Source organism: Parahoeflea olei, from assembly GCF_001703635.1.
Taxonomy (GTDB): domain Bacteria; phylum Pseudomonadota; class Alphaproteobacteria; order Rhizobiales; family Rhizobiaceae; genus Hoeflea; species Hoeflea olei.
The window spans coordinates 45,101-63,720 of record NZ_LQZT01000050.1 but is presented as its reverse complement, the minus strand read 5'-3'; the positions used below and the strand labels follow the sequence as shown (position 1 = coordinate 63,720).

The window sequence follows — 18,620 nt, the reverse complement described above, 5'->3', positions numbered from 1 at the left end:
CCGAAGTCAAACCCAACACTGCAACCGCAAATCCCGCCGGATCGCAGATGCCGGCTCCCGTGGCCGCGCCCAAGAAGAAGCGCTCGAAGAGCCGGCGCACCCTGCTGATGCTCGCGGTGCCGGCCCTGCTCGTGGCCGCGGGTGGCTATATGTGGCTCACCGGCGGGCGCTACGAGGAAACCGAGAACGCCAATCTGCGGCTGTCGCGCATCACCATCGCCAGCGAAATCTCCGGGCGCATCGTCAGCGTCAATGTCAAGGAAAACGGGCCGGTCAAGAAGGGCGACGTGCTGTTCCAGGTCGACCCCGAGCCGCTGCAGATCGCGCTCAACCAGGCCAATGCGGCGGTCGAAAGCGCCCGGCTCGAGGTCATCCAGATGCGCGCCGCCTACACCCAGGCGGTGACGCAGGAGAAGATCGCGGCCGATGACGACGCCTATTACCAGGACAATCTCGAACGCCAGAAAGCGCTGGCCGGCAAGGGCGTGGCGACCGCCACCTCGCTCGACGACGCACGCCACACCGCGCAGAAGGCGCATCAGGACCTGATCGCGGCCGGGCAGAAGGTCGCCACCGCCAAGGCGGCGCTGGCCAACAATCTCGACGGCGACATCGACGCCCACCCGATGGTCGTGGCGGCGCTGGCCGCGCGCGACAAGGCCGCCTACAATCTCGCCGCCGCCACGGTGCGCGCGCCCGCCGACGGCCTGGTCTACCAGGCGGCCTCGTTCCGGCCGGGCGAATATGTGACGACGGGCGCCTCGCTGTTCTCGATCGTCGAAACCAGCGATCCCTGGATCGACGCCAATTTCAAGGAACCGCAGCTCGCGCACATGCAGCCCCAGCAGCCGGCGGAAGTGGTGTTCGACATCTATCCGGACCGGACCTTCCGGGCGACGGTGGATTCGATCGGCGCGGGCACGGGCGCCGAATTCTCGGTGCTGCCGGCGCAGAACGCCACCGGCAACTGGGTCAAGGTCACCCAGCGCGTGCCGGTGCGGCTGAAGCTCGACAACCCCGAAGCCAAGATCCTGGCCCGTTCGGGGCTGAGCGCCACCGTGACCGTCGACACCAAGACCAGCCGCAGCTTCGGCGATTTCTTCAGCTCCGCCAAGGCCGCGGAATAAGCCCCGGCCGGGAACCCGAACCCCATGAGCACCCCACAAGAACCCGGGCAAGACGTGCCGCACCGGGGGCTGATCACCGTTTCGATCATGCTCGCCACCATCATGCAGGTGCTCGACACGACGATCGCCAATGTCGCGCTGCCGTCGATGACCGGCGACCTCGACGCCTCGCAGGACACGATCACCTGGGTGCTGACCTCCTATATCGTGGCGGCGGCGATCATGACGCCGGTCACGGGCTGGCTCGCCGACCGGGTCGGCCGGCGCGAGCTGTTCCTGATCACCATCGTCGGCTTCACCGCCTCCTCGATGGCCTGCGGGCTTGCGCCAAGTCTCGAGACCATGGTCGCCTTCCGGCTGCTGCAGGGCGTGTTCGGCGCGGCGATCGTGCCCCTGTCGCAGACCTTCCTGCTCGACATCAACCCCAAGGAACGGCACGGCTCGGCGATGGCGATCTGGGGCGCGGGCATCATGGTCGGGCCGATCATCGGGCCGACGCTCGGCGGCTGGCTCACCGAGACGCTGAACTGGCGCTGGGTGTTCTTCATCAACCTGCCGGTCGGCATCATCGCCTTCATGGGCTGTGCGGCCTATCTGCCGGATGTGCCGCGCCGGCTGCGGCGCTTCGATTTCTTCGGCTTCGCCATGCTCTCGCTCGGCGTCGGCGCACTGCAGCTGATGCTCGACCGCGGCGGCGAGGTCGACTGGTTTTCGGCCTGGGAAATCTGGATCGAGCTGGCGCTGGCGATCACCGGTCTCTGGATCTTCGTCGTGCATGTGGCGACCGACAGGGAACCTTTCGTCGATCCCGCGATCTTCGCCGACCGCAATTTCGTGACCGGCCTGGTGCTGATCTTCGTGGTCGGCATCGTGCTTCTGGCGAGCCTGGCGCTGCTGCCGCCGATGCTGTCGCATGTGTTCGGCTATTCCACGATCACCACGGGCCTGGTGATGGCGCCGCGCGGCATCGGCACCATGATCTCGATGATCCTGGTGGGGCGGCTGGTGCGGCTCGTGGACCCGCGCTACCTCGTCATCGCCGGCCTGAGCCTGACCGCGCTGTCGCTCCATCTGATGACCGGCTTCTCGCCGCAGATGGACAGCTCTCCCGTGATCTGGACCGGGGTGATCCAGGGCCTCGGCCTGGGGCTCGTGTTCGTGCCGCTGTCGACGGTCGCCTTCGCCACGCTCGATGCCCGCTTCCGCACCGACGCGGCGAGCCTGTTCAGCCTGGTGCGCAATATCGGCTCGTCGATCGGCATCTCGGTGGTGACCATGTTCCTCACCCGCTACGTGCAGATCAATCACCAGGAACTCGGCGCATCCATCACCCAGTTCAATCCGGTTCTCAAGCAAGCCATGCCCGGCTTTGCCACCAACCCGCAGCAGCTGCAGATCCTCGACAATCTCGTCAACCAGCAGGCGCTGATGATCTCGTACAACAACGATTTCAAGCTGATGATGATGGTGACGCTGTTTGCGATCCCGCTCTCGCTGATGCTGCGCAAGCCGCGCATGCATGCCGCCGCGGCCGCACCGGCCGCCGCGCATATGGACTGAGGCGCGGACGGGGCGATCAGCCGCCGGCGCGACGCCCGTCGGGATCGAAGGTCAGGATCCGCGCCGGATCGATTTCAAGGCCGATGCGCGTGCCGGCTTCCGGCAGCGGGGTTTCGCCGTCGATGCGCACGACCAGGCTGTCGCCCGCGTCGGTCGTGCCATGCACCAGCGTTTCGGCGCCGAGCGGCTCGCAGAAGCCGACGTCGAAATCGATCAGTCCCGCGCCGGGCACGACCAGATCGATGTGTTCGGGCCTGACGCCGATGACCGCGCCGGGCGCGAGCGCTGCCCTGCCCGGCCGGATCTCCTGGCGGATCACATTCATCGGCGGCGAACCGATGAAGCCCGCCACGAACAGCGTCGCCGGATTGGCATAGACCTCGAGCGGCGCGCCGATCTGTTCGGCCACGCCCGCATTCATTACGATCATCCTATCGGCAAGCGTCATCGCCTCGACCTGGTCGTGGGTGACGTAGAGCGCGGTGATGCCGAGCTTGCGCTGCAGCGCCTTGATCTCGAGCCGCATCTGCACCCGGAGCTTGGCGTCGAGATTGGACAGCGGCTCGTCAAACAGGAACACCGCGGGCTTGCGCACGATCGCCCGCCCCATCGCCACGCGCTGGCGCTGGCCGCCCGAGAGCTGCCGCGGCTTGCGATCGAGATAGGGCTCGAGTTCGAGCATGCGCGCGGCTTCCGCCACCCGCTCGGCGATTTCGGGCTTCGGCACATTGGCGATCTTGAGGCCATAGGCCATGTTGTCGAACACGCTCATATGCGGGTAGAGCGCATAGTTCTGGAACACCATGGCAATGTCGCGCTCGCGCGGTTCGAGCTTGTTGACGACGCGGCCGCCGATGCGGATATCGCCCGAGGTGATGGTTTCGAGCCCCGCCACCATGCGCAGGAGCGTGGACTTGCCGCAGCCCGAGGGGCCGACGATGACGATGAACTCGCCGTCGGCGATCTCGGCATCGATGCCGTGGATCACCTCGGCCCGGCCATAGCTCTTGCGGATCGCTTCAAGTTTGATGTCAGCCATGAGTTCTCATTTCTCGCTTTCGACCAGGCCCTTCACGAACAGCCGCTGCATGGCGAAGACGACCAGCACCGGCGGCAGCATCGCCAGAAGCGCGGTGGCCATGATCACCGGCCATTCCACCGTCTGGTCCCCGGTCGGCAGCATCTGCTTGATGCCCATCACAACCGTGTTCATGGAGGGATCGGTGGTGATCAGCAGCGGCCAGAGATACTGGTTCCAGCCATAGATGAAGAGGATGACGAACAGCGCCGCGATGTTGGTGCGCGACATCGGCAGCAGGATGTCGATGAAGAAGCGGACCGGGCCTGCCCCGTCGACCCGGGCGGCTTCGGTCAGTTCGTCGGGGATGGTCATGAACAGCTGCCGGAACAGGAAGGTCGCGGTCGCCGAGGCAATCAGCGGCAGGATCAGGCCGGTGTAGCTGTTCAAGAGCCCGAGATTGGCCGCCACTTCATAGGTGGGGACGATGCGCACCTCTACCGGCAGCATCAGCGTCATGAAGATCAGCCAGAAGAAGAACATCCGGAAGCGGAACCGGAAATAGACGATGGCATAGGCCGACAGAATCGAGATGACGATCTTACCGATGGTGATCCCGAGCGCCATCACCAGCGAATTCAAGAGCATCCGCCAGACCGGCGCGTCGCCGCCCGACAGCAGCGCCTCGAGGTAGTTCTTGACCAGATGCGGACCCGGCAGCAGCGGCATCGGCGGCCGGACCAGGTCGGCCTGCGTAACGGTCGAGGCCACGAAGGCGATCCAGATCGGGAAACAGATCACCGCGATGCCGAGGATCAGGCCGGCATGGCTGAGCCAGGTGCCCACCCCGCGTTTTTCGACCATGCCGCTCATCAGTAGTGCACCCTGCGTTCGATGAAGCGGAACTGGACCACGGTCAGGATCGTCACCAGCACCAGAAGCACCACCGACTGCGCCGCCGAGGAGCCGAGATCCTGACCGACGAAGCCGTCGGAGAAGACCTTGTAGACCAGGATCGTGGTCGACTGTTCCGGCCCGCCCTTGGTGATGGTGTGGATCACCCCGAAGGTGTCGAAGAAGGCGTAGATCACGTTGACCACGAGCAGGAAGAAGGTGGTCGGCGACAGGAGCGGAAACACGATGGTCCAGAACCGCCGCCAGAAGCTGGCGCCGTCGATCGCCGCCGCCTCGATCACGCTTTTCGGGATCGCCTGCAGGCCCGCCAGGAAAAACAGGAAATTGTAGCTGATCTGCTTCCAGGCCGAGGCCGCCACCACCAGCGCCATGGCCTGGCCGCCGTCCAGCGTGTGGTTCCAGGTGTATCCCATCTGCCCGAGCATCCAGGCGATGATGCCGGTGAACGGGTTGAACATGAACAGCCAGAGCACGCCCGCGATTGCCGGAGCGACGGCATAGGGCCAAATCAAGAGCGTGCGGTAGGCGCCGGAGCCCTTGATGACGCGGTCGGCCAGCACCGCGAGCCAGAGCGCCAGGCTCATCGAGGAGACTGTGACGAGCACCGAAAACACCGCCGTGGTGAGAAAGGATTCCCGGTAATACCGGTTGCCGAACAGATATTCGAAATTGCCGAAGCCCACGAACCGGGTGCTCAGGCCGAAGGGGTCGGGGATGAAGGCGGACTGGTAGATCGCCTGGCCTGCGGGCCAGAAAAAGAAGACGAGCGTGACCAGCAATTGCGGCGCCACCAGAAGATAGGGCAGCCAGCGATTGTTGAAGACGACGCGCTTTTCCATGATCCACCAACCGGTAAGGATGCCCGGCGGAACATTCGTGTGTTCCGCCGGGCCGATGCTGCTAGCGGCTGGCCTGCTCGAAACGGCGGAGCAGTTCGTTGCCGCGCGTCACCGCGGTGTCGAGCGCGTCCTTGGCGGATTTCGAGCCGTTCCACACGCCTTCGAGCTCTTCATCGATGACGCCGCGGACCTGGTCGAAATTGCCGAGCCGAATGCCCTTGGAATTGGGCGTCGGCGCCTTGCCGGTCATCTGGATGATGGCGATGTCGGTGCCGGGGTTCTCGTCATAGAAACCGGAGGCCTTGGTGGCCTCATAGGCTGCCATGGTGATCGGCAGGTAGCCGGTGTCCTGGTGCCACTTGGCCTGGATCTCGGCGCTCGACAGGAAGTTGAAGAACGCCGCAACGCCCTTGTATTCCTCGGGCGTCTGGCCTTCCATGACCCACAGCGATGCGCCACCGATGATGGTGTTCTGCGGCGCGCCTTCCACGTCGCTCCAGTAAGGCAGCGGGCGGATGGCGAAGTCGAAGGTCGCTTCCTTCTTCACGCCTGCGTAACCGGCCGAGGATTCGGTGAACAGCGCGCATTCGCCGGCCCGGAACGGCGCCCCGCCCTCATTGCGACGGCCCGAATAGATAAACTTGCCGTCCTTGGCCCACTGGCCGAGCGTTTCAATGTGCTTGGTCTGGACCGGGCCGTTGAATTCGAGCTCCGTGTCGAGGCCGGCAAAGCCGTTCTCCTGAGAGGCGAAGGGCACGTTGTGATAGGCCGAGAGGTTCTCAAGCTGGATCCAGCTCTGCCAGGCGGTGGTCAACGGGCATTTCGATCCCGATTCCTTGAGCGCGTCGAGCGCGGTCCCGACCTGCTCCCAGGTCGACAGGTCCATCTCCGGGTCGAGGCCGGCGGCCTTCAGCGCGTCCTTGTTGACGTAGAGCACGGGCGTCGAAGAGTTGTAGGGCAGCGACAGCATCTGGCCGTCGGTGGTGGTGTAATAGCCGGCCACGGCGGCGAGATAGGCGGACTGGTCGAACGGCAGGCCCGACTCTTTCATGACCTCGTAGACCGGTTTGACCGCACCCTTGGCGGCCATCATCGTGGCGGTGCCGACTTCGAACACCTGCAGGATGTCCGGCTGCTGGCCGGCGCGGAATGCGGCGATGCCGGCATTCAGGGCTTCAGAATAGTTGCCCTTGGCGGTGGCGACGACGGTGTATTCGCTCTGCGACGCGTTGAACTTCGCGACCTGCTCGTCAAGAAGCTCGGCAAGGCGTCCGGTAAAGGCGTGCCAGAAATCGATCTGGGTCGCGGCGCTGGCGGGTGCAACACCCGACAATAGTGCGGCGACAACGCCGGCGGCGATGGTTTTCTTCATCTTGAACTTCCTCCCTGGATGGGAAACGCATGGAAACGAACGTAACCCGAACGGGAAACGTAACTTCAAAGCTTATAGGGGGCAATACAAAACAGGTTTGTGACAGCGGATGTGGAAAACGAACCGAAGCGAAACCAAGCTGCGCGCCCTTTCGGCAGAGCCCGACAATCCGCCTGATTGTCAGGAAAACCCATCAACTGATTTGTCGATCCCTGTCCCAAAGCGGGCTTCCCATTCGCCGTGGCTTTGCGCATCATGTGCGCCGCAACAAGAACAGGCACGACGTGCGAGGGGCGCTGATGTATGATTACCCGTTACTGTGGGAATGGCTGAGCTTTGCGGTGCGCTGGCTGCATGTGATCACGGCCATCGCCTGGATCGGATCGTCGTTCTATTTCATCGCGCTCGATCTGGGGCTGGTGCAGCGCCCGGGCCTGCCGGTGGGCGCCTATGGCGAGGAATGGCAGGTCCATGGCGGCGGCTTCTACCACATCCAGAAATATCTGGTGGCGCCGCCGAACCTGCCCGAGCACCTGACCTGGTTCAAATGGGAAAGCTATGCGACCTGGCTGTCGGGCTTCGCCATGCTGTGCGTGGTCTATTATGCCGGCGCCGAGCTCTACCTGATCGACGCCACTGTGCTCGATGTGAGCGCGCCGGTGGCGATCGCCATCTCGCTTGCCTCGATCGTGGCCGGCTGGATCATCTATGATGCATTGTGCAAGTCGCCGATCGGGCAAAGCACCACCGGACTGATGCTGGTGCTGTTTGCCGTACTGGTAGCGATGGCCTGGGGCTACACGCAGGTGTTTTCGGGCCGCGCGGCGCTTCTGCATCTGGGCGCGTTCACGGCCACCATCATGACCGCCAATGTGGCGATGATCATCATCCCCAACCAGAAGATCGTGGTGGCCGACCTCAAGGCCGGCCGGACGCCCGACCCGAAATACGGCCGCATCGCCAAGCAGCGCTCGCTGCACAACAATTACCTCACCCTGCCGGTGATCTTCCTGATGCTGTCGAACCATTATCCGCTCGCCTTCGCCACCCAGTGGAACTGGCTGATCGCGGCGCTGGTGTTCCTGATGGGCGTGACCATCCGCCACTGGTTCAACACGGTTCATGCGCGCAAGGGCAAGCCGCACTGGACCTGGGCGGCGACGGCCGCCCTGTTCCTCGCCATCATCTGGCTCTCCAGCCTGCCGCGCGCGGGCGAGCGCATGGACGAGGTGGCGCTGACGCCGCTTCAGGAGCGCTTTGCGGCGAACGCGCATTTCGAGGCGGTCACCGACACGATCATGGGCCGCTGCTCGATGTGCCATGCGGCGGAACCGCTGTGGGAAGGGCTCGCTCACGCGCCGAGGAACGTGCGCCTCGACAGCGCGTCCGAGATCGCCCGCCATGCCCGCGAGATCTACTTGCAGGCAGGCCGCAGCCATGCCATGCCACCGGGGAATGTGAGCTACATCGAACCCCAGGAGCGGGCGCTGATCGTCGCCTGGTACGAATCGGCGCTCTCAGGCGAGGCCAAACCATGACAGCAATTCTCCTGCGCGGCAGGGTGCTCAGCTTCAGATCGCGACCGCGCGACCGCGAAGACCACGCGAGCTATCTCTACGAAACCGACGGCGGGATCCTGATCGAGGCCGGCCGGATCGTGGCGGCCGGTGCCTTCACCGACATCGCCGCGCGCGCGCCGCTCGACGCCCGCATCGTCGATCACCGGCCGCTGCTGCTGATGGCGGGCTTCATCGATCCGCATATCCATTTCCCGCAGATGCAGGTGACGGCGAGCTACGCCGCCAACCTGCTCGAATGGCTCAATACCTACACTTTCGTGGAAGAGCAGAAATTTGCGGAGGAAGCGCATGCGCAGCGCTTCGCCGGGCTGTTCTTCGACGAGCTGCTGCGCCATGGCACCACCACCGCCGCGGCCTATTGCTCGGTGCACAAGGCCTCCGCCGACGCCTATTTCGCCGAAGCCGCGCGGCGCAACCTGCTGATGGTCGGCGGCAAGGTGATGATGGACCGCAACGCGCCGGAACCGCTCACCGACACCGCGCAAGCGGGCCATGACGACACGCTGGCGGTGATCGAGACCTGGCACGGCAAGGCCCGCAACCACGTGGCGATCACGCCGCGCTTCGCCATCACTTCGAGCCCCGCGCAACTCGAGGCCGCCGGCGCACTGGTGCAGAAGTTCCCGGATCTCCTGATCCAGACGCATCTGTCGGAAAACAACGACGAGATCGCCTACACGATGGAGCTCTATCCCGAGGCGAAGGACTATACCGACATCTATGCGCGCTACGGCCTGCTCAGCCGCAAGACACTGCTCGGCCATGCCATCCACCTGTCGGACCGGGAGATGGACGCGATCGCCGAGGCGGGAGCGGTGGCCGTGCACTGCCCCACCTCCAACCTGTTCCTGGGCTCTGGGCTGTTCGACCTCAAGCGCATCCGCGAGCATGGCATCCGTACCGCCATCGCCACCGATATCGGCGGCGGATCGAGCTATTCGCTGCTGCGCACGCTCGACGAGGCCTACAAGATCCAGCAATTGCGTGCCAACCGGGTGCCGCCGATCGAGAGCTTCTGGCAGGCGACCCGCGGCAATGCGGAAGCGCTCGGCCTGGTCCACAAGATCGGCACGCTCGAGCCCGGCACCGATGCCGATATCATCGCGCTCGACGCCAACGCCACCCCCGCCATGCGGCTGCGCATGGAAACGATCGGCTCGCTCGAAGAAGAACTGTTCCTGCTGCAGACGCTCGGCGACGACCGCGCGGTCAGGCATGTTTATGTGGCGGGATCGCCCGTGTGACGTCGCCGGCAAAACTTGCCCCGGCGATGTCACAATCCTGTCTTAACTTTTCGTTAATCACCTTGATGCAAGCTGTGTTTCAGCAGCGATCCAAAAGCGGGTCGTTTACAAGTCGCGTGAGCACGGATGTACTGCCACGCGGCTTTCGCTTTTTCTGGCGGTGAGCGACCGCAATTCCTCGCCTCCCAAGACGCGCTCCAAGCAGCGGTCAAGTCTGCTTTCCGGTTCCGACAGACTTCGCCTATCTAATCCTTCAGGATTTACAGTGCCATTTCCAGAATCTATGGTTTTGCAGGTTTGATTTTTGGGAACAAGATGGCATGGCGGCAATTGCATGTCCCGACTGCGGGAACACAGTGTCGGATTCCGCAGAAACTTGCCCCCATTGTGGGCGTCCGCAACCCGGCAAATCTCTTGAGCAAATAGAATCCGACAATAATTCCGCGGCTTGGGGGCTTTTGTGGCTGGCCCACGCGATCATTCTCGGCTTCTACAAGAAGAGCATCATAAAAGGGCTTCTGGCGCTGCTTTTCGGGCCGCTGATGTGGTTTTTCTAAACCCGGCGATCCTATCCCGGGTTCACGTTTCGCCTTTTCAACTGCCGCGATAGGTCGAGTAGCTGTAGGGCGAGATCAGCAGCGGCACGTGATAATGCGCGGCCGTGTCGGCGATGCCGAAGCGGATCGGGATCACGTCGAGAAAGGCCGGATCGGGCAGCTCCGCGCCGGTCGAGCGCAGATAGTCGCCCGCATGAAAGCGCAGCTCATAAATACCTTTGGCGAGATCGAAGCCCGACAGCAGCGGGCTGTCGACCCGGCCGTCATGATTGGTGCGCACGGTCTTGATCAGGTGATGCTCGTGCCCCTCCACCCGCATCAGTTCGATCACCAGGCCTTCGGCGGGACGCCCGCGGGCGGTGTCGAGCACATGCGTGGTCAGGCGGCCGGTCGGGACGGGTTGGGCGGACATCTTCGGTCTCCTTGCTCGCGTGGCCCGGTCATGCGTCCGGGGTCAGGGTGTCGCTCTCAGCCGGCCGGATCGGCCACGACATAAGGCGCGTCGTAATCGGCTTCCTCGAGATTCGTGCCGCCGCCTTCCCGGTCCATCACCAGGAAATCGCTCTGCGCGCCGACCGCGATCAGCGGATGATGCCAGACATTGGCGGCGTACTGGACGCCGATCGTGCCGGGCACGAGGAAGGCGCGCGGCTCCCCCGGCCGGCCGTCGCGATCGGGCGCGACAACCGCAATCCAGGCACGCGGCGTCAGCGGAAAGAAGGCCTGGCTGCCGAGCGGATGGCGCTCCATCATGCCGACCTGATAAGGAAAGGCGCGCGGCTGGCCGCGAAACAGCGACAGGATGGTGCGCCCGTCCTGCGCCTCCGTGTCGGCCATGGCGAGCGCGTGAAACCGTTCGGTGGTGCCGCCATTGATCAGCCGGCACTCGGCCGAAGCCGGATCGAGCACGCATCCGAACGGTGCGAAGGCCTCAGCGGTGAGCGGTTCGAGGGTGAGAGGGCGCATCGCGGCTCAGGCCTCCGGCACGATCGAGGCGATGCGGAAACCGGCGATCTTCTCGACCTCGGCGCAGGCAGTGGCGAACTCGGTGTCGACATCGTTGCCGATGCGGGTTTCGAAGGCCGCGAGAATATCGTCCTTGGTCAGCCCCTTGACCGCGATGATGAAGGGAAAGCCGAAGCGCTCCATGTAGCGGCTGTTGAGATCGGTGAAGCGGGCATGTTCGGCCGGAGTCAGCCGGTCGAGCCCGGCGCCCGCCTGTTCGGATTTCGAATCCGCCGTCAGCCCGCCCGCGATCGCAAGCTTGCCGGCCAGATCCGGGTGGGCGCGCAGCACGCCCAAGCGCTCGTCGCGGCTAGCGGCACGGAATGCCTGGCAAAGAGCGGCATGCACCGGCCCTGCGGCCAGCGGCTCGGCGATGCGGCCGGTGTCGAAGGCGCGTTCGGCGATCCAGGGCGAATGCTCGAACACGCCGCCGAGCCGGCCAACGAAACCTGCGCGGTCGGTCATACCGCGGCCTCCGGCCGGTGATGGGCGTGCCAGTGCTCGGCGATGTCGATGCGGCGGGTGACCCAGGCCTTGTCGTGCGAGCCGACATAATCGAGGAAGCGGGCGAGTGCCGCCGCGCGGCCGGGGCGGCCGACCAGGCGGCAATGCAGGCCCACCGACATCATCTTCGGACTGCCCGCCGCCCCTTCGGCCATCAGCATGTCGAAGGTGTCCTTGAGATAGGTGAAGAACTGGTCGCCCGAATTGAAGCCCTGCGGCGTGGCAAACCGCATGTCGTTGGCGTCGAGCGTGTAGGGCACGATCAGATGCGGCCCCTTCGGACCTGCGACCCAGTAGGGCAGCTCGTCGGCATAGGAATCGGCGGAATAGACGAAGCCGCCCTCCTCCATCACCAGCCGCAGCGTGTTGGACGACGGCTTGCCCTGATAGATGCCGAGCGGCCGGGAGCCGGTCACCTCGGTGTGGATGCGCACGCACTCGGCGATGTGGCGGCGTTCCTCCTCCTCGGAGAAATCCTTGTATTCGAGCCAGCGCAGACCGTGGCTCGCGATTTCCCAGTCCGCCTCGCGCATGGCCGCGACCGCCTCGGGATTGCGCTGCATGGCGAGCGCCACGCCATAGACGGTGACCGGCATGTTGCGCTCGGTGAACAGCCGCCAGAGCCGCCAGAAGCCGGCGCGGGCGCCGTATTCGTAGATCGATTCCATGTTGAGATTGCGCTGCCCCGGCCAGGGCTGCGCGCCGACGATCTCCGAGAGCAGCGACTCGGAGGCCGCATCGCCGTCGAGGATGCAGCTTTCGCCGCCTTCCTCGTAGTTGACGACGAACTGCACGGCGCAGTGGGCACCGTTTGGCCACTGCGGGTCCGGCGTCTTTCGCCCATAGCCGATCAGGTCGCGGGGATAGGGTCTCATGCGCATGAATCCATTCAATTTCCAGTGTGCCGAACGGTATCAGCCCGGCCCCAAAAGTCGAGACCCCGGTTTTGAAGAAAAACCGCAAGCTGTTGTAGCCGTTTCAGTCTCTTGCCTTGAGGGTTTTGCCGCCGCGCGCGGCCTTGGCGATATGGTGGGCGACGGTGAAGCTCTCCGGCAGGTCCGGGCCGGCCGTTCCGGTGACGGCGGCGACCACGCAATCGGCCATGCGGTGGGCGATGCCGAAGCTGGTCTTGAAGCCCCCGGCCATGGCCAGCACATTGGGCGCGCCGGGAACCGGCCCGAGCATCGGATCGGGACCGACGCCGCGCGGCCGCACCCCGGCCCAGCGCCGCAGCACCGGCGCCTCCCTGATCAGCGGGCAAAGGGCACGCGCGCGGGCGACCAGATCGTCGAGTTGCGTGTCGGTGGCCACAGGGTCGTCATAGTCGCGTTCGCTGGTCGAGCCGATGGCGACGGCTCCGTTCTCGTGGACGATCACATAGACGCCGTCATCGAACACCAGCGGCAGCTCCGGCGCGGCGCCGGCATCGAGCAATGCCGCCTGGCCCTTCACGCCGCTGCCGAGCGGCGATCCAGAGAGCCCTGCCGCCTGCGCGATCAGCGGAAAGGCATCGACACCGTTGGCAAGCGCGACATGGCCGCACCCGACCGTCGAGCCGTCCGACAGGCGCGCCGCCTTGCCCTCCGGCAGGACCCCGGTCACGGCGACGCCGAGACGCAATTCGACATTCGCCATCGCGCCGAGGCTCGCCAGCAGCGCGCCCAACAGCCCCGGCGGCGAGACCCTGGCCGAGAGCGTTTCGTGGACGACGCCGTGCGGCGCGCGCAGCATGTCGGGCCATCCGCCGATATCGGCGGCATGGCGTACTTCCCAGGCAAAGCGCGGCCCCCAGTTGGCCTGTGCATCGGCCGCGCGGGAGAGCGCCTCGGTACGCGCGCGTTCGGACGAGAGCGGCAGGATGCGGCCGCTGCGGCGATACAGACACTGCAGCCCGGTCTCGGATTCGAGCCGCGCCACCTCGTCCTCGAGGTCGATCAGCGCCTGCAGCTGGAATTGCTTCTTGTCGTTCCAGCGTTCCGGTCCATGCGGCATCAGCGCGCCCAGAAAGCCGCCGCTGGCGCCTGAACCGGGATTGCCCGCTTCGACCAGCATCACCTTGAGTCCAGCCCGGGCGGCCTTGACCGTGAGCCAGAGGCCCGCCACGCCCGCGCCCGCGACCAGCAGATCCGGCGCGGCTTGACCGCCGCCAATCCCACCGCTATCGGCAACACCCATGATCTATCCTTCCGCCTTCGACGATGACGCCGCGGGACAGGCTGCCCGGCTGTCCTGGCATGAAGGCGATATGCCTTATTCAGAGGAATTTGGCGACTTCTATTATTCCCGCGCCGACGGCCGCGCCGAATGCCGACACGTGTTTCTGGGCGGAAACGACCTGCCCGCGCGGTTCGCCGCGGCCGTGCGACCTTTCGTCATCGGCGAACTCGGCTTCGGCACGGGGCTCAATTTTCTCGAAACCTGGTCGGCCTTCGAAGCGCTGGCGCCCGAGGGGGCGCGGCTTCGCTTTCACTCGTTCGAGCTGCGCCCGCTGCCGCGCGCGGCGATCGCGCGTGCACTGTCGGCCTGGCCGGATCTGGGGGCGCGCACCGCGCTGCTGATCGCCGCCTGGCCCGACCGGCCCGCGGGCGACATCCACGTCAGCTGTGGATCCGGCATGAGGCAGGTGGAACTCACCGTGCATACCGGCGCGGCGCTCGACCGCCTCGGCACGGCGAACTTCAAGGCCGACGCCTGGTTTCTCGACGGGTTCTCGCCCGCGCGCAATCCGGACATGTGGTCGGAGGAACTGATGCGGCTGGTGGCGCGGCGCACCGCCCCGGGCGGCAGTTTCGCCACCTATTCGGCCGCGGGCTGGGTCCGGCGCAACCTCGCGGCGGCCGGATTTGCCGTGGAAAAGCGCAAGGGGCACGCCGGCAAGCGCGACATGAGCGCGGGACGCCTCGAAGCGGCGGCCGATCAGGCCTGATTGATCCGCGCGGTGACGTCGGCAGGGAGCCATTCGCGGATCTTGGCCTCGAGCTTTTCCGGGCTGATCGGCTTGGACAGGTAATCGTCCATCCCGGCCTCAAGGCAGCGGTCACGATCGCCGGCCAGCGCATGGGCGGTGACCCCGACGATCGGCGTATGACCGAGTTCGGGATCGGCTGCCTCCTCCTGGCGGATCGCGGTGGCGGCCTGGTGGCCGTTCATCACCGGCATCGACACGTCCATCAGGATCAGCGCAGGACGTTTCGTCCGCCACAGCTCGACCGCCGCCCCGCCATTGTCGGCAATCCGGTAGCGCACGCCGAGATCATCGAGGATCTGGGTGAAGACGATCTGGTTGACCTCGTTGTCCTCGGCCACGAGCAGGTCCAGCCCCTCGGCTGCGGTGAGCCGCACGTCATCCCTGGCAGGGGGCGGAAGCGGCGGTGGCGCCGCCGGCGGCACGCGGGTGGCGGCCGAACCGCCCTGCCCGACCGCCTGGACGGTGCCGGACATGCCGCGGGCTCCGACGGCTGCCTGCAGCACCTCGACGATGGTTTCGAGCAGCAGCGACGAGCGCGCCGGCTTCATCAGCGTCGCCTGCACCACGGTCTTTCGGAAATCGACTTCCGTGGCCTTGAGGTCCATCGAGGTGAGCATGACGATCGGCGGGTTTTCCGGACCGAAGGCGTCGCGGATGGCGCGCGCGGTCATCACCCCGTCCATCTCGGGCATGTGGTAATCGAGAATGACGGCATCGACCGGCACGGAGAAACGCGCCGCGGCGGCAAGCACCTCGAGCCCTTCGCGTCCGGACACCGCGGCGCAGGCGTCAAATCCCCAGGCCGTCAGCTGCTCGTGCAGGATCGCCCGGTTGACGGGATTGTCGTCGATGACAAGGATCCGCGCGCCGGTCACGTCGATCGGCGCGACGCGCGCCCGCGGCGCGGTCTGGTCGACCGGCATCGCCATGTCGACGATGAACACCGAGCCCTGGTCGACCACACTTTCAGCGCGGATCGTGCCGCCCATCAACGCCACCAGTCGCGACGTGATGGCAAGACCGAGGCCGGTGCCCTCGTGCCGGCGGGTCGAGGAATTGTCGACCTGCGAGAATTTCTCGAACACGGCCTCGAGCTTTTCCTGCGGAATGCCGATGCCGGTGTCCTCGACGCGCAGCTGCATGTCGACCATGTTGCCGTCCTTGACCGTGCCGCTCAGCTCGATCAGCACATGGCCGGATTCGGTGAACTTGATGGCGTTGCCGGCAAGATTGGTGATGATCTGGCGGATGCGCCCGACATCGCCCACCACGCGGGCCGGCAGGTCGGGAGCGATGCGGACGATGAGTTCGATGTCGCGCTCCGCTGCCCGGCTCGAGACCAGCGTCGCCACATCCTCGATCGTCTCGCGGATATCGAACGGGGCTTCGTCGAGGACGAGCTGGCCGGCGTCGATCTTCGAGAAGTCGAGGATGTCGTTGATGATCGTCAAGAGCGCGTTGCCGGACTTGACGATGATATCGGTGAAGGTGCGCTGGCGGGTGTCGAGTTCGGTTCGCGACAGCAGTTCCGCCATGCCCAGAACCCCGTTCATCGGCGTGCGGATCTCGTGGCTCATGTTTGCCAGGAATTCGGACTTGGCACGGTCGGCGATCTCGGCCTTGCCGAGCAGTTCCTCGAGTTCGGCCTCGCGCTTCTTGGCCTCCGTGATATCGGTGTAGGTGATGATCATGGTCTTGTTGGCCGAGGGCTTGGCATCGATCCTGAGCCAGCGGCCAGCCTGGCCCTGCCGTTCGAGCGACAGCGCGGTTCCGTGTTCGTGGCTGTCAGCGATCTTCGCGCGCGAGATGCGCGCCTGTTCCGCGTCGCCATAATCGCCGCGGGCTTCGCAGAAATCGAAATAGGCGCTTAGATCGCCGCCGGCCTGCGCCAGTTCGCGCGGCAGGTCCAGCATCTCGAAGAAGGCGTCGTTGGCGAACAGGATCGTGTTCTGGTTGGTCACCAGCAGACCCTGCGCCATGGCGCCCGCCGCCGCACCGAGCAATTCACTGGCACGCTCGACTTCGGCGCGGGCCGAGACCAGTTCCTGCTCGCGCTGCTTGAGTTCGGTCACGTCGAAATAGGAGATCATCCGCTTGCCTTCGGAGAGCGAGCGAACCGAATAGATCATCGTCCTGCCGTCGGCGCGGGAGAACTCGCGCGGTTCGACATAGCCCTGGCGGATTTCCTCGAGCCGGCGGGCGATATAGTCCTCGAATTCCTCCTCGGGAACCTGGTAGATGCCGTTGTGCCGGTTGACGTCGATCAGCCGCCGGAACGGGGCCTTGAGATAGGCGTCCTCGCGCCTGATCTTCCAGATCTCGAAGAACGCGCCGTTGACAAGTTCGACATTGAGGTCCTTGTCAACGATGACGACGCCCAGATGCATGGCATCGATCGCGCTTTGCAGGTCGGCCCGGATGCTCTCGGCCAGCCGGCGCGCCTCGAACACATCGCGCTCCCGCCGCTTCATTTCGCTGACGTCGAGCGTGGTGCCGAGCAGGAAGCGCCGCCCGGCGGGATCGGTGAAGGCGACCTTGCGGTCGATCAGCTTGAGCACCTCGCCCTGGGCGTTGGTGATCTCCGCATCGCTCTCGATCAACTTGTCGCCCTTCATCACCTCGACATCGGCGTCGCGCAGCGCCTGGCCGTGGCTGCCGAAGATCTCGAAATCGTCGCGGCCGAGAATTTCGGCATTGGGGATGCCGGTCAGGCCGGCATGGGCGCGGTTGACATAGGTGTAGCGATAGTCGGCGTCCTTGACGAAACTCGACACCGGCATTTCGTCGAGAATCGCCCGGAACAGCTTGTTCTCCGCGATCTTGGTTTCGAGCGCGGCCTCGCGTTCCTTGAGTTCGGTGACATCGATGCGCAGGCCCAGAATGCAGCCGTCGGCCAGCGCGCGGTTGATGATGCGGATCCAGCGCCCGTTTTTCAGCCGCTGCACATTGGCCGCGCCGAATTGGCGATGGGCGGCCGTCTGCTCGGCGATCCAGCTCGCACGCGCCTGCGGCTCGTGCTCGGCGCTGAACGTGCATGTGACCTCGAGGGCAGAATGCAGGTCCTGCCCGACCTCCAGGCGGTAGTCCGGCGCCGTCAGCGCATCCATCGCCGGATTGACGTAGATCAGCACATCGGAGGGATCGTAAAGGACGATGCCGACATCCATCCGGTCGAAGATTTCCCTGAACCGGTGGAGCATCGAACGGTCGGCCGGGTCGAGGCCCGTGCTCGCGGAGTCCGTTTCTGTCGCGCCTTCCCTGCCGGAAGCGGCCCGCTGCAGCCAGCCGCCCTCGGGCAGCGCCGTCTTCTGCCAGGGGCCGGAGCAGGTCCGGTAGCCCGGGCTTTCGGCGAGCACCCGGCCGGTCGCGTCCATCACCGCGATGGGCTCGGCAGAGGCGGCGATGGCAGCCCTGAGCAGGCGGTAGTCGCCGCGCATCGCGGTGTCATCGGACGTTGCAGGGTCGCCGGCAGCGGAAACGGCAAACACCCGCGGCGCGGGCTGTCCCTCCGGCGCGGCGGCCGACCAGTCCTGGCCGGTCTCGAAGCGGACCCCGGCGATCGGCTCGAACCGGCCGAGAATGAAGGTGCGGCCGCTCGACTGCCGCTTGCGCTGGATCCGGATCCGAAACCGCCCACCCTTGAGCGGATGGGCGAACAGGGCTACCTGGTCCTTGCCGAACACCAGGCTGCGACGTTCCTTTTCGTCGCGGTCGTTCTGTTCGGCGGAATCGAAATGATGATGGCTCTGCTGGCCGATCAGCGATGCGGGCGTGCAATCCCACAACTCCGCATAGGCCGCGTTGACCGCGACATAGCGCAGTTCGGAATCCTTGACGAAGGCCGGATTGGGGTCGCTGCCGACCAACGCGCATGCGTCCGCCAGCACGTCATCGCTTTCGCTGCTGTTCAACTCACCCACGCGGCAAACTC

The 18,620-nt window shown here is 65.3% G+C and carries 16 protein-coding genes; 6 read left to right on the top strand and 10 right to left on the bottom strand.

Translation table 11 applies throughout. From position 1 onward, the window contains the following. The first annotated feature begins 47 nt into the window (after positions 1-47). The gene (locus AWJ14_RS21185) at positions 48-1,127 is read left to right on the top strand and encodes an HlyD family secretion protein (protein WP_139112741.1); all 1,080 of its coding nucleotides are present in this window, start codon (positions 48-50) and stop codon (positions 1,125-1,127) included. 24 nt (positions 1,128-1,151) lie between these two features. Beyond that, the gene (locus AWJ14_RS21180) at positions 1,152-2,687 is read left to right on the top strand and encodes a DHA2 family efflux MFS transporter permease subunit (RefSeq protein ID WP_066184383.1); all 1,536 of its coding nucleotides are present in this window, start codon (positions 1,152-1,154) and stop codon (positions 2,685-2,687) included. A gap of 16 nt (positions 2,688-2,703) precedes the next feature. Here AWJ14_RS21180 and AWJ14_RS21175 read toward each other — a convergent pair whose 3' ends face one another. From AWJ14_RS21175 to ugpB, 4 genes are all read right to left on the bottom strand, one after another. After that, the gene (locus tag AWJ14_RS21175) at positions 2,704-3,726 is read right to left on the bottom strand and encodes a sn-glycerol-3-phosphate import ATP-binding protein UgpC (protein WP_066184380.1); all 1,023 of its coding nucleotides are present in this window, start codon (positions 3,724-3,726) and stop codon (positions 2,704-2,706) included. A gap of 6 nt (positions 3,727-3,732) precedes the next feature. Continuing rightward, positions 3,733-4,569: a sn-glycerol-3-phosphate ABC transporter permease UgpE gene (gene ugpE / locus AWJ14_RS21170; RefSeq protein WP_066184377.1), complete on the bottom strand. Its 837-nt coding sequence runs from the start codon at positions 4,567-4,569 to the stop codon at positions 3,733-3,735. A gap of 8 nt (positions 4,570-4,577) precedes the next feature. Continuing rightward, a complete protein-coding gene (gene ugpA, locus AWJ14_RS21165) occupies positions 4,578-5,459 on the bottom strand; it encodes a sn-glycerol-3-phosphate ABC transporter permease UgpA (protein ID WP_066184374.1) in 882 nt (293 codons plus the stop codon). Positions 5,460-5,520: 61 nt separating this feature from the next. After that, a complete protein-coding gene (ugpB, locus tag AWJ14_RS21160) occupies positions 5,521-6,831 on the bottom strand; it encodes a sn-glycerol-3-phosphate ABC transporter substrate-binding protein UgpB (RefSeq protein ID WP_066184370.1) in 1,311 nt (436 codons plus the stop codon). 299 nt (positions 6,832-7,130) lie between these two features. Here ugpB and AWJ14_RS21155 point away from each other — a divergent pair, with 299 nt between their 5' ends. The 3 genes from AWJ14_RS21155 (at position 7,131) to AWJ14_RS23150 (ending at position 10,212) form a co-directional block, all read left to right on the top strand. Then, positions 7,131-8,369 (top strand): urate hydroxylase PuuD, encoded by a 1,239-nt coding sequence (locus AWJ14_RS21155; RefSeq protein WP_066184368.1) that lies wholly within the window; start codon positions 7,131-7,133, stop codon positions 8,367-8,369. After that, positions 8,366-9,655, top strand: coding sequence for a guanine deaminase (gene guaD / locus AWJ14_RS21150; RefSeq protein ID WP_066184365.1), 1,290 nt, complete (start codon positions 8,366-8,368; stop codon positions 9,653-9,655). The genes AWJ14_RS21155 and guaD overlap by 4 nt, the downstream gene beginning before the upstream one ends. Before the next feature lie 320 nt (positions 9,656-9,975). Further along, positions 9,976-10,212 carry a zinc ribbon domain-containing protein gene (locus AWJ14_RS23150; RefSeq protein WP_139112740.1) on the top strand — a complete coding sequence of 79 codons (237 nt, stop codon included), beginning with the start codon at positions 9,976-9,978 and terminating at the stop codon, positions 10,210-10,212. A 37-nt stretch (positions 10,213-10,249) separates the two neighbouring features. On the opposite strand, the gene uraH is transcribed toward AWJ14_RS23150, so the two are convergent. The 5 genes from uraH to AWJ14_RS21125 form a co-directional block, all read right to left on the bottom strand. Further along, the gene (uraH, locus tag AWJ14_RS21145) at positions 10,250-10,624 is read right to left on the bottom strand and encodes a hydroxyisourate hydrolase (RefSeq protein ID WP_066184357.1); all 375 of its coding nucleotides are present in this window, start codon (positions 10,622-10,624) and stop codon (positions 10,250-10,252) included. A 56-nt stretch (positions 10,625-10,680) separates the two neighbouring features. Then, positions 10,681-11,178 (bottom strand): ureidoglycolate lyase, encoded by a 498-nt coding sequence (locus AWJ14_RS21140; protein WP_066184354.1) that lies wholly within the window; start codon positions 11,176-11,178, stop codon positions 10,681-10,683. 6 nt (positions 11,179-11,184) lie between these two features. After that, positions 11,185-11,682, bottom strand: coding sequence for a 2-oxo-4-hydroxy-4-carboxy-5-ureidoimidazoline decarboxylase (uraD, locus tag AWJ14_RS21135; protein WP_066184352.1), 498 nt, complete (start codon positions 11,680-11,682; stop codon positions 11,185-11,187). Further along, entirely contained in the window at positions 11,679-12,602 is a 924-nt protein-coding gene (puuE, locus tag AWJ14_RS21130) for an allantoinase PuuE (protein ID WP_139112739.1), read from the bottom strand. The genes uraD and puuE overlap by 4 nt, the downstream gene beginning before the upstream one ends. A gap of 97 nt (positions 12,603-12,699) precedes the next feature. After that, positions 12,700-13,896: an NAD(P)/FAD-dependent oxidoreductase gene (locus tag AWJ14_RS21125; protein WP_066184349.1), complete on the bottom strand. Its 1,197-nt coding sequence runs from the start codon at positions 13,894-13,896 to the stop codon at positions 12,700-12,702. Here AWJ14_RS21125 and mnmC2 point away from each other — a divergent pair. After that, entirely contained in the window at positions 13,895-14,647 is a 753-nt protein-coding gene (gene mnmC2 / locus AWJ14_RS21120; protein WP_066184346.1) for a tRNA (5-methylaminomethyl-2-thiouridine)(34)-methyltransferase MnmC2, read from the top strand. The genes AWJ14_RS21125 and mnmC2 overlap by 2 nt on opposite strands. Here mnmC2 and AWJ14_RS21115 read toward each other — a convergent pair. Beyond that, positions 14,638-18,609: a PAS domain-containing hybrid sensor histidine kinase/response regulator gene (locus AWJ14_RS21115; protein ID WP_139112738.1), complete on the bottom strand. Its 3,972-nt coding sequence runs from the start codon at positions 18,607-18,609 to the stop codon at positions 14,638-14,640. The two genes, mnmC2 and AWJ14_RS21115, sit on opposite strands and share 10 nt — an antisense overlap. Between the last annotated feature and the right edge of the window lie 11 nt (positions 18,610-18,620).

What these genes read in the sequence shown, in the direction of transcription:
- AWJ14_RS21185 (WP_139112741.1), top strand. Translation starts at nt 48, where the DNA reads ATGCCGGCTCCCGTGGCCGCGCCCAAGAAGAAGCGCTCGAAGAGCCGG.
- AWJ14_RS21180 (WP_066184383.1), top strand. Translation starts at nt 1,152, where the DNA reads ATGAGCACCCCACAAGAACCCGGGCAAGACGTGCCGCACCGGGGGCTG.
- AWJ14_RS21175 (WP_066184380.1), bottom strand. Translation starts at nt 3,726, where the DNA reads ATGGCTGACATCAAACTTGAAGCGATCCGCAAGAGCTATGGCCGGGCC.
- ugpE (WP_066184377.1), bottom strand. Translation starts at nt 4,569, where the DNA reads ATGGTCGAAAAACGCGGGGTGGGCACCTGGCTCAGCCATGCCGGCCTG.
- ugpA (WP_066184374.1), bottom strand. Translation starts at nt 5,459, where the DNA reads ATGGAAAAGCGCGTCGTCTTCAACAATCGCTGGCTGCCCTATCTTCTG.
- ugpB (WP_066184370.1), bottom strand. Translation starts at nt 6,831, where the DNA reads ATGAAGAAAACCATCGCCGCCGGCGTTGTCGCCGCACTATTGTCGGGT.
- AWJ14_RS21155 (WP_066184368.1), top strand. Translation starts at nt 7,131, where the DNA reads ATGTATGATTACCCGTTACTGTGGGAATGGCTGAGCTTTGCGGTGCGC.
- guaD (WP_066184365.1), top strand. Translation starts at nt 8,366, where the DNA reads ATGACAGCAATTCTCCTGCGCGGCAGGGTGCTCAGCTTCAGATCGCGA.
- AWJ14_RS23150 (WP_139112740.1), top strand. Translation starts at nt 9,976, where the DNA reads ATGGCGGCAATTGCATGTCCCGACTGCGGGAACACAGTGTCGGATTCC.
- uraH (WP_066184357.1), bottom strand. Translation starts at nt 10,624, where the DNA reads ATGTCCGCCCAACCCGTCCCGACCGGCCGCCTGACCACGCATGTGCTC.
- AWJ14_RS21140 (WP_066184354.1), bottom strand. Translation starts at nt 11,178, where the DNA reads ATGCGCCCTCTCACCCTCGAACCGCTCACCGCTGAGGCCTTCGCACCG.
- uraD (WP_066184352.1), bottom strand. Translation starts at nt 11,682, where the DNA reads ATGACCGACCGCGCAGGTTTCGTTGGCCGGCTCGGCGGCGTGTTCGAG.
- puuE (WP_139112739.1), bottom strand. Translation starts at nt 12,602, where the DNA reads ATGCGCATGAGACCCTATCCCCGCGACCTGATCGGCTATGGGCGAAAG.
- mnmC2 (WP_066184346.1), top strand. Translation starts at nt 13,895, where the DNA reads ATGATCTATCCTTCCGCCTTCGACGATGACGCCGCGGGACAGGCTGCC.
- AWJ14_RS21125 (WP_066184349.1), bottom strand. Translation starts at nt 13,896, where the DNA reads ATGGGTGTTGCCGATAGCGGTGGGATTGGCGGCGGTCAAGCCGCGCCG.